The 14,130-nt window shown below is 74.5% G+C and carries 12 protein-coding genes; 3 read left to right on the forward strand and 9 right to left on the reverse strand.

What is annotated here, in order from left to right; translation table 11 throughout:
- Position 1 precedes the first annotated feature (1 nt).
- From AB0950_RS22340 to AB0950_RS22350, 3 genes are all read right to left on the reverse strand, one after another.
- Positions 2-880 (reverse strand): hypothetical protein, encoded by an 879-nt coding sequence (locus AB0950_RS22340; protein WP_366779285.1) that lies wholly within the window; start codon positions 878-880, stop codon positions 2-4.
- Between the two features lie 31 nt (positions 881-911).
- Positions 912-2,441: a hypothetical protein gene (locus AB0950_RS22345; RefSeq protein WP_360157679.1), complete on the reverse strand. Its 1,530-nt coding sequence runs from the start codon at positions 2,439-2,441 to the stop codon at positions 912-914.
- Between the two features lie 139 nt (positions 2,442-2,580).
- Positions 2,581-3,270, reverse strand: a complete 690-nt coding sequence (locus AB0950_RS22350; protein ID WP_360573843.1) for a GntR family transcriptional regulator — start codon at positions 3,268-3,270, stop codon at positions 2,581-2,583.
- Between the two features lie 112 nt (positions 3,271-3,382).
- Here AB0950_RS22350 and AB0950_RS22355 point away from each other — a divergent pair, with 112 nt between their 5' ends.
- A complete protein-coding gene (locus tag AB0950_RS22355) occupies positions 3,383-4,222 on the forward strand; it encodes a putative hydro-lyase (RefSeq protein WP_360157673.1) in 840 nt (279 codons plus the stop codon).
- Positions 4,223-4,375: 153 nt separating this feature from the next.
- On the opposite strand, the gene AB0950_RS22360 is transcribed toward AB0950_RS22355, so the two are convergent.
- The 5 genes from AB0950_RS22360 to AB0950_RS22380 form a co-directional block, all read right to left on the reverse strand.
- Positions 4,376-5,275, reverse strand: coding sequence for an SGNH/GDSL hydrolase family protein (locus tag AB0950_RS22360; protein WP_366779286.1), 900 nt, complete (start codon positions 5,273-5,275; stop codon positions 4,376-4,378).
- A complete protein-coding gene (locus tag AB0950_RS22365) occupies positions 5,272-6,447 on the reverse strand; it encodes a glycosyltransferase (protein WP_360157667.1) in 1,176 nt (391 codons plus the stop codon). The genes AB0950_RS22360 and AB0950_RS22365 overlap by 4 nt, the downstream gene beginning before the upstream one ends.
- The gene (locus AB0950_RS22370; RefSeq protein ID WP_360157664.1) at positions 6,444-7,571 is read right to left on the reverse strand and encodes a glycosyltransferase family 1 protein; all 1,128 of its coding nucleotides are present in this window, start codon (positions 7,569-7,571) and stop codon (positions 6,444-6,446) included. The genes AB0950_RS22365 and AB0950_RS22370 overlap by 4 nt, the downstream gene beginning before the upstream one ends.
- 181 nt (positions 7,572-7,752) lie before the next feature.
- Complete coding sequence (locus AB0950_RS22375) at positions 7,753-9,171, reverse strand: HEAT repeat domain-containing protein (RefSeq protein WP_360157661.1); 1,419 nt, start codon at positions 9,169-9,171, stop codon at positions 7,753-7,755.
- A 301-nt stretch (positions 9,172-9,472) separates the two neighbouring features.
- Entirely contained in the window at positions 9,473-9,865 is a 393-nt protein-coding gene (locus AB0950_RS22380; RefSeq protein ID WP_330341239.1) for an ankyrin repeat domain-containing protein, read from the reverse strand.
- Between the two features lie 306 nt (positions 9,866-10,171).
- Here AB0950_RS22380 and AB0950_RS22385 point away from each other — a divergent pair, with 306 nt between their 5' ends.
- Positions 10,172-10,366 (forward strand): hypothetical protein, encoded by a 195-nt coding sequence (locus AB0950_RS22385; protein ID WP_330341238.1) that lies wholly within the window; start codon positions 10,172-10,174, stop codon positions 10,364-10,366.
- A gap of 52 nt (positions 10,367-10,418) precedes the next feature.
- Positions 10,419-12,032 (forward strand): hypothetical protein, encoded by a 1,614-nt coding sequence (locus AB0950_RS22390; protein WP_360157657.1) that lies wholly within the window; start codon positions 10,419-10,421, stop codon positions 12,030-12,032.
- Between the two features lie 551 nt (positions 12,033-12,583).
- Here the strand turns inward: AB0950_RS22390 and AB0950_RS22395 are convergent.
- Positions 12,584-14,092 (reverse strand): PLP-dependent aminotransferase family protein, encoded by a 1,509-nt coding sequence (locus AB0950_RS22395; protein WP_360573845.1) that lies wholly within the window; start codon positions 14,090-14,092, stop codon positions 12,584-12,586.
- Between the last annotated feature and the right edge of the window lie 38 nt (positions 14,093-14,130).

A 14,130-nucleotide genomic window follows, 5' to 3' on the forward strand; every position in this document is an offset into this window, starting at 1 on the left:
TTCAGGAGTGGAACGGCAGCCCGGCGTCGGCCACCAGCTCCAGGGCGTCGGTGTCCTCGGCGGGCAGCAGGCTGGCCGTGCCGTCGGTCACCGGGACGACGCCCAGCTCCAGCAGTTCGGCCAGGGCGGCGCTGCCGGCCATGTCGCGGACCTGGAGCTGGTAGCGGGCCGTGGTGCGGTACGTGCCGCCGTTGTCGTCGCCGGTGCGCTGCAGGAAGCCCGAGTCGGTGAGGAAGGCGAGGGCCTTGGCGACGATGCCGGTGGTGGAGGCGGCCGGGCGGCGGGCGTCCTTGGTGGCTCCGGTGGAGCTGCGTCTGGCCCAGATCCGCCAGGCGGCCTCGAGGCCGGGCGCGTCGGTCGCCGGGTCGGTGTTCTCGCCGCGTTCGTCGGCCCGCTCCTCCAGGCGCCGGCAGGCCTGCCGTACGAAGGCGTCGACGCCGTTGACGGTGACGCGGCCGATGTAGGTGTCGTCGGCGAGGTCCTCCGGGCGCGGGAACGCCAGCGCGGCCACCGCGAGATGGGCGAGCCCGTGCAGGAAGCGGTCGCCGGAGTCGGCGGCGGTGCGACGCGCGTAGTCGCCCATGCGGACGGCGAAGACCGAGTCCTCGGCGGCGGTCACGGCCATCCCCGCGCGCGGGGACACCTCGAGGACGACGAGCCCCAGCCCGGCGGCGACGGCGTCGGCGAGCCGCGCGAACGCCGGGTCCTCGCGGTAGCGCCGCAGCAGCTCCGTGTACTCCTGGTCCCGGGCGGGCTGCAGCTTGGGCTGGAGCCCGAAGGCGACGAGCCGGGCCGCGTCGGCGGCGTCGGCCGGGGTGACGGCGGCGGGCGCCGACGGGGCGGACGGCTCCGCCTCACTCCACTCGACGTGCTCGCTCACGGCTGTGACTCCTTGTCGCGTTGGTGCTCACTCATGCTGCTTCGGTCCGGTCCGCGGCCATCCCCGCCGCGTCCAGCAGCGCGGTCCCCACGATCAGATCGGCCCCGCCGAACTCGGGATCGTCCAGCTCGGTCCCGTCGTCCACGGCGAACAGCAGCTTCTCCTCGCCCTGCCGGTAGGCCGTGCCGACCGCCGGGCTGGCCGCGTGGACGGCCAGCAGGGCCACCAGGTAGGCCAGGTCCGGGTCGCCGGTGCGCCGGGCCTCGGCCAGGAGTCCCGACAGTCTGCGCGGAGCGTCGGCCGGGAGGTCCAGCAGCTCCATGGCGGCGGCCAGTTGTTCCTCGCTGAACCGGCTGTCGTCCGGTGTGGCGATCAGGTCGGGCTCGGGCATCTCCGCGCCCAGGTGCTCCCGCTCGACGGGCGGGGTCAGCAGTATGTCGACGAGGTCCGTCACCCGGACGGACACCGGCGTGCGCAACCCCGTGCCGTGTGCGAAGAACGCGTCCGTGACCCGGATGGCCTGCTGCAGGGGCAACGGCAGGAGGGGGGCGAGGAGATGGCCGTACAGGTCCGTCCCGGACGTGGTGGCGGGCGTGGCGAAGGCCTGCCGGTCCTGCTCGGCGCGGAACAGGGGGCCCGCCTCCAGCAGGCGGGACTGCAGCTGGGTGTGGCGCCGGATGCAGTCCTTGACGATGTCGACCAGTTCGGCGGCGCGCCGCTTGTGCTCGGGGTCCTCGGTCTCGTCGCGGGCCTTGCGGATGTTGGTGAGGATCGCGTTCTCGTGGCGGTAGCGGTCGGCGACGTGGTCCAGGGCCTCGGCGATCATGTCGGGCACGGCGTTGAGCCAGTCCACCGCGCGGACGTTGCGCCGGGTGGCCTCCAGGGCGCGGCGCAGGGTCTCCGAGTACTGCACGGTGCGGTAGCGGGCCTGCTCGGCGGCGAGCTGGGCGTCGGCCAGCCGGCCGCGGCTGATCAGCACCTCGAGCTTGACCTCGGCGGCGATCTGGGCGCTGGTGACGTCGGTGTCGAGGGCGCCGACCAGGACGTTGACCGCCTCGTCCGTCGTGCGCAGATAGACCGTGCCGCCGGGGCCCGGGACCTCCTCGATCAGCTTGAAGTCGTAGTCCCGCCGGACGTAGGTGCCGTCCGGGGCGAAGGTGCCGTAGACGGCGCGGAAGCCGCGGTCCACGCTGCCGACGTTGATCAGGTTCTCCAGGACCCAGCGGGCCACGCGCTCGTGCTCGGCGGCCGGCCGGTGCGGGGCCTGGGCGGCGATGCGCGGGACGAGCCGGGCCACGATCTGCTCGTGGTCGGCGCCGGTGTCGAAGTCCATGTTGAGCGTGACCAGGTCGATCGCGGCGAGGGCCACCTCGGCCATGCCGTACACCGAGTACTCACCGGCGAGGTTGGCCTTGCGCGCGTCGAGGTCGTGCAGCGGCGCGGTGCAGGCGAGCGCGCGCAGCCGCCGCGCCAGCCCCTCGTCGGCGGCCGGGCCCAAAGCCGGGCGCGGCCCCGCGCTGAGCTGGGGCGGAACGCTGTCCGTCGATGCAGGCGAAGTCACGGTGCACAGACTAGGTCCTGGGTCTGACATCGACCCAAACGAGCGGCTCCGCCGGATTGGCCGGGGCGCCGCGGGTCGCCTCGTGGGGGCCTGCCGGGAGCGGCCGGCCGCGCCCCGCCACGGAGCCGCAGGTCAACCCTTACGGGGCGACCCGGCGGCGGTACACCTCCACCACCCGCTCCAGCGAGTCCGCCAGGTAGGTCTCCAGCAGGCGCTCGGCCTCGCGGTTGTCCCCTGCCTCAAGCGCCCGCAGGATCTCGCGGTTGCGGACGAGGTAGGGCTCGTGCAGCCGGCGCGGGTCGTCGACGACGTGGAAGGCGAGCCGCAGTTCGGCGAAGACACTGCGCATCAGTTCGTCGGTGCGTTCGCTGCCCGCGAGGGCGACGAGTTCCCGGTGGAAGTGGATGTTCGCGGTGCCCAGCGCCTTCCAGTCCCGCTCCGCGGTCGCCGCCTCCCCCTCGGCGACCGCCGCGGCCACCCCGTCCAGCGGGTACGGCGGCCGGCCGAGCCCGCGTACGACGGCGCACTCGACCAGCGAGCGCGTGCGGTAGATGTCCTCGACGTCCTCGACGGTCAGGACGCGCACGAAGACGCCGCGGTTGAGCTCGTGGACCAGCAGGCGCTCGTGTGTGAGCAGCCGGAACGCCTCGCGCAGGGTGTTGCGGGAGACCCCGAGCGCCCCGCCGATGCCGTCCTCGGACAGCCGGGTGCCGGGCGGGAAGTACCCGTCGGCGATACGGGTCCGGAGGATGTCCGAGACGCGCTCCGCCGTGCTGGTACGCCCCAGGAGCGCACGGTCGTCGGCCAGTGCCGTCAGCTGCTCTGCCATGCCGGGAATTCAATCGCACGTACCGGAACGAAACAACATGGGTATTGAGGGATCGTTGAACAATCCTCTACCGTGCTGGGAACGGCACCGCTCACCTCCTTGAGGAGCCGGCATGACGCAGACCCCGCGTATCCAGGACCTCCCCGTGATCGCAGTCGACGAGCACGCGCACGCGTGGAGCCCGAAAACCGCCCGGGCCCGCTTCCGGGAGGGCCTGTCGGGGCCCACGGCCGGGGTCGCGGCGGGCCACACGCAGGCCAATCTGATCTCCGTGCCGGCCGACTGGGCCTACGACATGCTGGTGTTCTGCCAGCGCAACCCCAGGCCGTGCCCGGTGCTGGACGTCACGGACGCCGGCGCCACGTCGACCGTCCTCGCCGAAGGCGCCGACCTGCGTACGGATCTGCCGCGCTACCGGGTCTGGCGGAACGGCGATCTGGTCGAGGAGCCCACCGACGTGCGGGCGTACTGGCGGGACGACCTGGTGTCGTTCCTGCTCGGGTGCAGCTTCACCTTCGAGTGGGCGCTGGCCCGGGCGGGCGTGCCGATCCGGCATGTCGAGCAGGGCCGCAACGTGCCGATGTACGTGACCACGCGCGCGTGCCGGCCGGCGGGACGGCTGCGCGGGCCGATGGTGGTGTCGATGCGGCCGGTGCCGCCGGAGCACCTCCGCGCCGCGATCCGGGAGAGCACCCTGCTGCCCGCAGTGCACGGCGGTCCGGTGCACTGCGGGGACCCGGCGGGGCTCGGCATCGCGGACCTCGCCCGGCCCGACTTCGGCGATCCGGTGACCTTCGAACCCGGTGACATCCCGGTGTTCTGGGCCTGCGGAGTGACTCCCCAGGCGGCGGTGACGGCCTCCCGGCCGCCCTTCGCCATCACCCACGCCCCGGGGCAGATGTTCCTGACCGACGCCCGCGACGAGCAGTACCGGCTGGTCGGCGTCGACTGAAACCGGGTCCGGCCCCGGTGCGGCGGAGACACGGCCGCGAGTTTCGCGGCCCACGCACGCGTGCGGGGTGCGCGCTGCCGTACACCCCGGACTTGCCGAGCCCATACGGCCGCTGAGCGCTAGGCCGCACCAGCCCGGCAAGCACCGAAACCGTCAGAGTTTGGGTGACCCCACCCCCACCAACGGCCCGCGCCGCTGAGCCTCGGCGTCCACGGCCGTGCCCTCCGCCAGGGCCGCCAGGGCCGCGGAGACCGCGGCCGTGGCGTGCAGGTCGAGGTGGGCGCTGGTGCCGCGGGCCCGGTGGTGGACCTCGTCGGCGGCCAGGCGCAGCAGGTGCGGCAGCAGGTCCTGGGAGCGCCGGACCAACCAGGCGGTGCCGGCCGTGGCCAGCCACAGCAGGCTCGCCGCCCGGGTCGGCGCGGGGAACTCCGGTTCGGGGGACGGCGGTTGTCCCGTCGCGTGGCCCGCCTCGGCGAGCAGGGCGTGGAAGCGGACGGCGAGTTGGCGGTGCCCGCGCTCGCCCGGATGCAGCCGGTCGGCGCTCCACAGGGCCCGGTCGCTGATCCAGGCGCCGTCCGCGGCGTGCAGGTGGACGGCACCGTAGCGCTCGGACAGCGCGTGGACGACCGTGTTGACGGCCCGTTGCCGGCGGGCCAGCGGGCGGGCCAGGGCGCCCGGCAGGCCGAGCATGGCGCCGGGGTCGGGCAGGCAGGCGGTGAGCAGGGTGGCTCCCTGGCGGGTGACGGCCGCGTACACCCCGTCGAGGTGGGCGGCCACCGCCCGGATGTCGAAGGTGCCGCGCAGTGTGTCGTTGACGCCGATCACCACCGACACCAGGTCGGGACGGAGTTCCAGGGCGGCCGGCGTCTGCCGCGTCAGCACGTCGCGGGTCTGGGCGCCGCTGACCGCGAGGTTGGTGAACCGCGCGGCGTCGGGGTTCTCGGCGAGCGAGGGGGCCAGGAGCGCCGCCCAGCCCCGCCAGTCCTCCCCGACCGGGTCGCCCACGCCCTCGGTCAGGGAGTCCCCGAGGGCGACGAAGCGGACGGCTCTCATGCCACGCCCTCCGGAACGGTGCGGCGGACACCGGCCGGGCGGAGCACCTCCGCGTCGTGGGCCGCGAGGAACGCCTCTACGGCCGTACCCCAGCCGAAGCACTCCGCACGCGCGCGTGCCGCGTCCCGGCGTGCGGGCTCGGCACGGTCCAGGAGCAGTTCCACGGCGTCCGCGAACGCCTCACCACGGTCGGCGGCGGTGGCCCCGGCCGAGCCGATGACCTCGGGCAGCGCCGACGACCGGCTGGCCACGACGGGCGTGCCGCAGGCCATGGCCTCCAGCGCGGCGAGCCCGAAGGTCTCGGCGGGGCCGGGCTGCAGGGCGATGTCCGCGGTCGCCTGGAGGGCGCCGAGGGCGGCCCGGTCGGAGACGTGCCCGAGGAACGTCACCGGCAGCCCGTGCTCCCGCGCGCGCTGCTCCAGCCGGGCCCTGAGCGGCCCGTCCCCGGCCACCACGAGCACCGCCCGCCGCCCGCGCCGTATCAGCGCCTGAAGGGCGTCCAGGGCAGTGCCGGGGCGTTTCTCGACGGACAGCCGGGAGCACATCACGAGCAGCGCCTCGTCCCCGCGCGCGTGCAGCGTGCGCAGGCCCGGGTCGCGCAGGGCGGGGTGGCGTTCCATCAGGTCGACGCCCAGGGGGGCGCGTACGACGTTGCGGGCGCCGATGCGCACGAACTCGCGCTCGGCGAACTCGGTGGTGCACACCACCCGTGAGTAGACGTGCGCGGTGCGGGTGTTGAGGGCGTCCGCGGCCCGGCGCGCGAGGTTCTCGGGCAGGCCCCAGGTGCGCAGCACGCCGTCGGCGGTCTCGTGGGAGACCATCACGGCGGGCACGCGCGCGCGGCGTGCCCAGCGGCCGGTCCAGCGCAGGGTGGTCCGGTCGGAGACCTCCAGGCGGTCCGGGGCCAGCTCCTCCAGCAGGGCGGCCACGCGCCGCTTGTCGGTGAGGACGCGGTAGCCGCCGGTGCCGGGCAGCAGCGGACCGGGCAGAGTGATGACCCGGCCCTGCTCGGTGTCGCGGTCGGTGTGCCGTTCGCCGGGCACGATCAGGACGGGTTCGTGGCCGGCCGCCTTGAAGCCCTTGCCGAGTTCGCGCAGGGCGGTGCGCAGGCCGCCGGAGGCCGGGGCGACGAAGTTGGCGATCCGGACGATGCGCAGGGACTGCCCGCTCATGCCGCCACCGCCGTCCTGCGTGCCGCGAGCACGTCGTCGTAGTGGGCGATCAGCTGGTCGCCCACGGCGGCCCAGGTGCGGCCCTCGACCATGGTGCGCGCGGCGGCGCCGAACGCGGTGCGCCGCGCCGGGTGTGCGGCCAGTTCGCGGACGGCTTCCCGTACGGCGTCGGCGTCGCGCGGCGGGACCAGGTATCCGGTGCGGGCGTGGGCGACCAGGTCGAGGGGGCCGCCGGCGGCGGGTGCGACGACCGGCACCCCGCTGGCCATGGCTTCCTGGACGGTCTGGCAGAACGTCTCGAAGGGGCCGGTGTGCGCGAACACGTCCAGCGAGGCGAAGATCCGCGCGAGGTCGCCGCCGGTGCGGCGGCCGAGGAAGACGGCGCCGGGCAGCGCCTCGGCGAGGTGGGCGTGGCTGGGGCCGTCGCCGACGACCACCACCTTGACGCCCTCCAAGGCGCAGGCGCCGGCGAGGAGTTCGACGTGTTTCTCGGGGGCGAGCCGGCCGACGTAGCCGACGATCAACTCGCCGTTCGGAGCGAGTTCGCGGCGCAGCGCCTCGTCCCGCAGATCTGGCCGGAAACGTTCGGTGTCCACGCCGCGGGGCCAGAGCCGCACCCGGGGCACGCCGTGCGCCTCGAGGTCGCCGAGGGAGGCGCTGGAGGGGGCGAGTGTGCGGTCGGCGGCGGCGTGCACGGAGCGGATGCGCCGCCATGCGGCGGCCTCGCCGGCGCCCATGTAGGTGCGGGCGTATCCGGCGAGGTCGGTCTGGTAGACGGCGACGGCGGGGATGCCGAGCCGGGCGGCGGCGGCCATGCCGCGCACGCCGAGGACGAAGGGGCTGGCGAGATGGACCAGGTCGGCGCGGTGCTGGACGAGCGCGGCGGCGAGCCGCCTGCTGGGCAGGGCGACGCGGACCTGGGGGTAGCCGGGGAGCGGGAGGGAGGGGACCCGGACGACCGGGCACGGGGCGTCCGTGTCCGGTCCGCTGCCCGGAGCGGGGGCGGGGGCGACGACGAGCGGATGGTGACCGCGATCTACGAGGTGCCGGGCGGTCTGGAGCGCGCAGTGGGCCACGCCGTTCACATCGGGGGGAAAGGATTCGGTCACGATGACGACACGCATACGGGTGTTGTCGCCGTGCCGGACGTGGCCGCGTCAACGTCGATCTTTCCGCGCGGGGAACGTCCCATGAGCGTTGAGCGTGCACCCGGGCAGGTCAGACGGCCGTCATGACCGCCTGACCTGCGCGACATCCGGTGTTCATCCGGCGGGCGGTCGTCCGCCCCGGTCGTTGGCGCGCGGGTCAGCCGAGGGCGGCGTCGGGTCCGAAGCGGCTGCGCACCGCCGTCTGGACCTCCGCCTCCTCGGCGGGATCGGCGGCCAGGCGGCGCAGGCGCTCCACGACCCGGGCGTCACCGGTCTCGGCGTGCCGGGCGGCGAGTTCGCGAGTGGTCTCCTCGCAGTCCCACAGGCATTCGACGGCGAAGCCCGCGGCGAAGGAGGGGTCGGTGGCGGCCAGGGCGCGGGCGGCGCGGCCGCGCAGGTGCGAGGAGGCCGTCTCGCGGTAGATGTGGCGCAGCACGGGGGCCGCGCAGGCGATGCCGAGGCGTCCGGCGCCGTCCACGAGGGTCCACAGCGTGGGCGCGTCGGGGCCCTCGCCGCGTACGGCCTCGCGCAGGGCGCCGAGGACGAGGTCGCGGTCCCGGACGCCGCCGCGGCAGGCGAGCATGCGTCCGGCGGCGGCGCCGAGCGGATCGGGGCGCTGGGCCCAGCGGCGGGCGCGGTCGACGGCGGCGACACTGCGCATCCGTTCGAAGGCGTCGACGGCGGCCTCGACGACGACGCTCGTGCCGTCGGCGACGGCGGCCTCGATCAGGTCGAGGGCGTCGGGGTCGTTGCCGTCGGCGAGATAGCGCAACGCCGTGCAGCGGGCCCCGTCGATGCCGGTGCGGGCGGCCTGGACGATCTCCGGCCGGTCCTCGGGGCCGGCCACGGCGACCAGGCAGCGGGCGGCGGGCACATGGAGGGCGGCACCGCGGTCCAGTCCTTGCTGGGCCCATTCGAAGACGGCGCGCACGCTCCAGTCCGGGCGCGGACCGGTGGGCCGCATCTGGCGCTGCCAGCGGTCGAAACAGCCGGTCTCCTGCGCGGCACGCACGCGTGCGGCGATCGACGGGCGGGGATCCTCGGCCCACAGCCGCCAGGGCCGCGGCTCGAAGGCGTCGCGTACGGCGGCCGCCAGCTCGGCCTCGCCCTCGGGATCGGCCGGGAAGCGGGCCAGGACGGGCGCGGCGAGGGCCCGCAGGCCGGCGTCGTCGTCGCGCAGGGCCAGCTCGTCCAGGGCCCAGGCCCAGTTGGCGCCGTGGGCGGCGTACCTGCGCAGCAGTGCGAGCGCGTCCCGCCTGCCGTAGGAGGCGAGGTGGCCGAGCACGGCCAAGGCGAGGCCGGTGCGGGACTCGTCGGTGTCGAGGACGTCCTCGGGGTCGAAGAGGTGGGCCTCGATCGCGTCCAGCTCGCCGTTCAGGTCGAGGTAGAGGCGGGCGTAGTACAGGGAGCGGTTCTCCACCTGCCAGTCGTGGCGGGGATCGCGCAGCACGCAGTGGTTCAGGGCCGCCAGCGCTTCGGCGCGGGGGGCGGTGAGCGCGTGCAGTGTGCCGTCGCCGCGGCCCCGCTGGAGCAGGCCGAGCAGCGTACCGCTGGGCGCTATGACCGGATCGAACATGGGAAACAGCCTCACATCAAGCGTCGACGCAACCGGGGAACACGCGTTACCTGGCCGCGTGACACAACGTCGGAGCGCCCGCCGTCTCTTGCTTGCTGAAGACCATCTCTCTCTGCCTCTCGTCGGTGGCCCATGCGGACCGCATCACGGCCCGCGCGGTGCGGCAACACCTGCCCGGCCATCGCGTCCGTGAATCACGTCGTCATGATGACCCGGCGCTTTGCGCTGCCGCGACCGTATTTCCGGCGGCCCCGTACCGCCTCCCCCGTTTTCCGTGTCGTACCTGGTCAGGACGGGCGCGTCAGTGCGCGCCGAACAACTCCAGGAGTTCCGTCTTGCCGAACATGCGGGCGGTGTCCACGGCCGACGGCGTGCCCGCGGCAGGGTCGGCGCCGCCCTCCAGGAGGGCCTTGATCACGTCCGTCTCACCCTTGAAGACGGCGCCCGCGAGCGGGGTCTGGCCCCGGTCGTTGACCTGGTCGGCCGCCGCGCCCCGGGCGAGCAGGGCGCGCACCGCGTCGGCGTGCCCGTGGTAGGCGGCGAGCATCACCAGGGAGTCGCCGCGGTCGTTGGTGAGGTCGGCCGGAACGCCGGCGTCGACGTACGCCACGAGCGCCTCGGTCTGGCCCCGCCGGGCCAGGTCGAAGATCTTGGTCGCCAGCTCCACGACCTCGGGGTCGGGGGCTTCACTCATCGGCGGACCGCCTCTCGTGCAGACTTCGGGACTTCGACGGAGCGTACGGCAAGCGAGCGGAGCACGGCCGTACGGGTGAATCGCCAGGGTACTGGCTCGTGCGGCACATGACCCGATGCGCCCGAGGTAAAGATCACCGATGGCCCCCGCCGAGACGACCGGCCTGCCCTGCCAAGCAGGAAGCCTCCGCCACCTGGGCGAAATTACCCGAATTTCACCCGTTTGCACCTTTAATCGTATAGATACATACTGTGATCCTGGAAGAACTCAGGGTGACTGTCCCCTCTCCCCACCAGGAGGCCACAAATGATCCTCTCCATGTCAGGCGTCGTCCTGCTCGGCACCATCGTGTTCCTGTTCTTCCGCAAGGACGGCCTCAAGGGCTCGCATGCGTGCGTCTCGGCCCTGTTCGGCTTCTACCTGTCGAGCACGGGCATCGCCCCGAGCATCAAGGCAGGCGGGGACAGCCTCGCGAGCCTCCTCGGCGGAATCAAGTTCTGAGTCCGCCCATCCCGCCCACCCGCACGCACTCACGCAGCGACAGGAGACAGCAGTGGCCCGGCGCCCTCTCCCCCGCATTCTGAGCAAGGACAGCGCCCAGATCGCCCGGACGCAGCTCGCCAGGAGCCGGGAGCTGGCCCGGACGGCGGCCGACGGCGCCACCGACGTGCTCCATCCGCTGATCACGGTGACGCGCGGGCTGCGCCGGCTGGCCTCGGCCGGGCGGCGCAGATGGGCCGACACGCCCAAGGACAAGCGAGGGCCGCTGCTGTTCCTGGTGGCCTGCGTGGTCCTGGCCGTGTCCCTGGTGCCGTACGGGCCGCTGCTCGCCGTCGTCACCGTGATGGCGGCAGCGGCCTGGCATGGTCGCGAGCGCACCCCGTCGGCCTCCGAGGAGCCCGACGAGTCCCGGACCGAGCGGCTCCAGTCGCTCTACGACGCTCTGGTGCCCTACTTCTCCAGCCCCGCCGACCCGGCGCCGCTGTACGCGCACGGCGGCGCGTGGGAGAAGGCGTTCGCCTCGCACGAGTTCGACGACGCCGGGCGCGTCGGCCATCTCGTGATCCGCTACCCCGCTTACTTCCCGGACGGCGAGCCCGAGGCGCGGGCGCGGATCGAGCACCTGCTCACCGCGAAGGCCGGCCGGGGACGCGAGTACCGCTTCGCGTGGGACGAGGAGGGCAACCAGCTCACCGTCACCGCCCTGCCCCCGCTGCCCGCCGACATCCCGGCCCAGCACTTCGTGACCGCGCCCGGCGAGATCGTGCTCGGCTTCACCGACGCGAGCGAGGTCCACCGCACGCTCCCCCTCTCCTACGGAGAGGAACGGATCGACGTGCCGCCGGTCGTCTGGCGCACCGGCATCCGCTCCACCGAGCCGCACCTGCTGGCCCTGGGACACCCCGGCAGCGGCGCCTCGACCCTGCTGCGCTCGATCGCCCTGCAGATCCTGCGGTTCGGCGACGTCCTGATCGTCGACGGCGGCGGCACCGGCGAGTACGCGTGCCTGACCGGCCGGGACGGAGTGCTGGCCGTGGAGTGCGCGCTGCCCGGGGCGCTGGCCAGCCTGGAGTGGGCGGCGCAGGAGACAGAGCGCCGGCTCATCGCCATCAACCTGGCCCGGCAGGCCGGCGACCCGCCGCCCGCCGACGCCCGCCGCCCCCTGTGGATCCTGCTGGACCGCCCCTCCGTCTTCGCCCACCTCGCCATGGCGGACGGCCGCAAGGACCCGCAGTCGCTGCTGCGGGTGCCGCTGCGGCACGGCCGGGCGGCGAACGTGACGGTGGTGGTGGCCGAGCAGTTCGACGGCGAGGACGCCCTGAGCGAGCCGGTACGGCAGCACACACGCGCGCGTGTCGTGCTCGGGCCCGTGGCGGCCGGGCAGGTGGAGGAGGCGCTGGGCGCCCCGCCGCCCACCACGCCGCTCGGGCACGTGCCGCCGGGGCGGGGATACGCACGGCTCGGGTCCGGTCCGGTCCACCGGCTTCAGGTGCCGCGTACGCCGGATCCGTACGACGACGCGACCAGCGATGCCGACCGGCAGGCGGTGCTCGAGCTGCTGCCGCCGAGGACCACCGCGGTGGCGGCTCAGCCGGCGGATCTCACGAAGCCGGAGGTTGACGTGGCACCGGTGAGCACGGAGGTCATGGCGGCGGAGCCCTCGTAGATTTCCCCGCGCTGTCGGGGCGGGGACCGCTCGCCGACGCGCTGCCTGCGCTCATCCGGGCCGCCCCGAGCGGCACGTTGGCTACGAGGGGAGCCGTACCCGTAAGGGGCGGGCGCGGAGAACGGCATGAGCGACCATGCCGGTGGGCGCGGGGAACGCCATGAGCGACCCCGCCCGACCCGAGGCCGCCACCCCGGCACACCGCGCCCCGGGCCATCAGACGCTCCCGTCCCGCGCCCGCCCGAGCCATCAGACGCTCCCGTCCCGCCCCCCGAGCCATCAAGCGCCCCCGGCCCTCACGCCACGAACGTGCGCGGTGCCTCCGTACCCCCCGTGCCGCCCGTCTCCACCAGGCGGGCCGCTGCCGCCAGTCGGACCGCTGCCTCCTCCGCCACCGCCGGGCGCGGGGAACCGCACGAGCGACCATGGCCGACCCGAGGCCGCCACCCCGGCACACCGCGCCCCGGGCCATCAGACGCTCCCGTCCCGCGCCCGCCCGAGCCATCAGACGCTCCCGTCCCGCCCCCCGAGCCATCAAGCGCCCCCGGCCCTCACGCCACGAACGTGCGCGGTGCCTCCGTACCCCCCGTGCCGCCCGTCTCCACCAGGCGGGCCGCTGCCGCCAGTCGGACCGCTGCCTCCTCCGCCACCGCTCCCCCGACGGTGAACGGCAGCCGGAGATAGCCCTCGAAGGCGCCGTCCACGCCGAACCGGGGGCCGGACGGGACGCGGACGCCGGTCCGCTCGCCCGCCTCGGCGAGCCGGGAGCCGGACAGGCCGCCGGCGCGGACCCACAGGGTCAGACCGCCCTGCGGCACGGTGAACTCCCACGCCGGCAGCTCCCGCCGGATCGCCGCCACCAGCGCGTCCCGGTTCTCCCGGGCCTGGGCCCGGCGCAGTTCCACCGCCTGCTCCCAACCGCCCGTGCTGAACAGCCAGTTGACGGCGAGCTGTTCCAGCACCGGCGTACCGAGATCGGCATACGCCCGCGCGGCGACCAGGCTGCGGATGACGTCCGGAGCCGCCCGCACCCAGCCGATCCGCATGCCCGCCCAGAACGCCTTGCTGGCCGAGCCGACCGTGATGACGGTCGAGCCGGCCGGGTCGAAGGCGCAGACCCGGCGCGGCATTCCACCGTCCGCGAACTCCTCGTCCAGCCACAGCTCGGTCATCGTCTCGTCGGCGACGAGCACCGTGCCGGCCGAGCGCGCCGCGTCCACCAGGCGCCGCCGCTGGTCCTCGTCGGCGAGCGCGCCGGTCGGGTTGTGGAAGTCGGCGACGACGTACGCGAGCCGGGGCGCGGCCTCGCGCAGGACCTGGCGCCAGCGGTCCAGGTCCCAGCCGGACAGGCCCTCGGCCATCGCGACGGGCACCAGGCGGGCGCCCGCCTCCCGCATCAGCTGCAGGATGTTGGCGTAGGAGGGGGACTCCACGGCGATCCGCTCGCCACGGCCCGCGAAGAGATGGCAGATCGCGTCGATGGCGCCCATCGCACCGGTCGTCACCATGATCTGCTCGGGCATGGTGGGGATCCCGCACGCCGTGTACCGCTCGGCGATCATCGCGCGCAGCGCGGGCAGCCCGGCCGGGTAGTCGCCGTGCGTGTGGGCGTACGGCGGCAGTTCCTCCAGGGCGCCCTGCACGGCGCGGGTGAGCCAGGGCTCCGGGGCCGGGAGCGAGGCGCAGCCGAGGTCGATCATCGAGCCGAGGGCCTCGGGCGGCAGGGGTTCGAGCCCCCGGGCGGGCAGCGGATTGCCGGCCGGCACGGCGGTCCAGCTGCCGGCTCCGCGCCGGGACTCCAGGAAGCCCTCGGTGCGCAGTGCCTCGTACGCGGCGGCGACGGTGGTGCGGCTCACGGACAGGGCGACGGCCAGTTCCCGTTCGGCGGGCAGCCGGGCGGCCACCGGGACGCGCCCTTCGAGCACCAGCAGCCGGATGCCGTCGGCGAGGGCCCGGTAGGCGGGTGGACGGCGGGTGCCGGGGCCGGCCGGGCGGTCCTGCTGGGACTTGAGCAGCCGGGCGAGCTGTGCGGCGCCCATCGCAGAGGTCCACTGCGCCATGACGATCAGTCCACCTTCCCCGGATTGGCCATGGATGG

Origin of the sequence: Streptomyces sp. NPDC007189, from assembly GCF_040703635.1 — a bacterium.
In the GTDB taxonomy this organism is placed as follows: domain Bacteria; phylum Actinomycetota; class Actinomycetes; order Streptomycetales; family Streptomycetaceae; genus Streptomyces.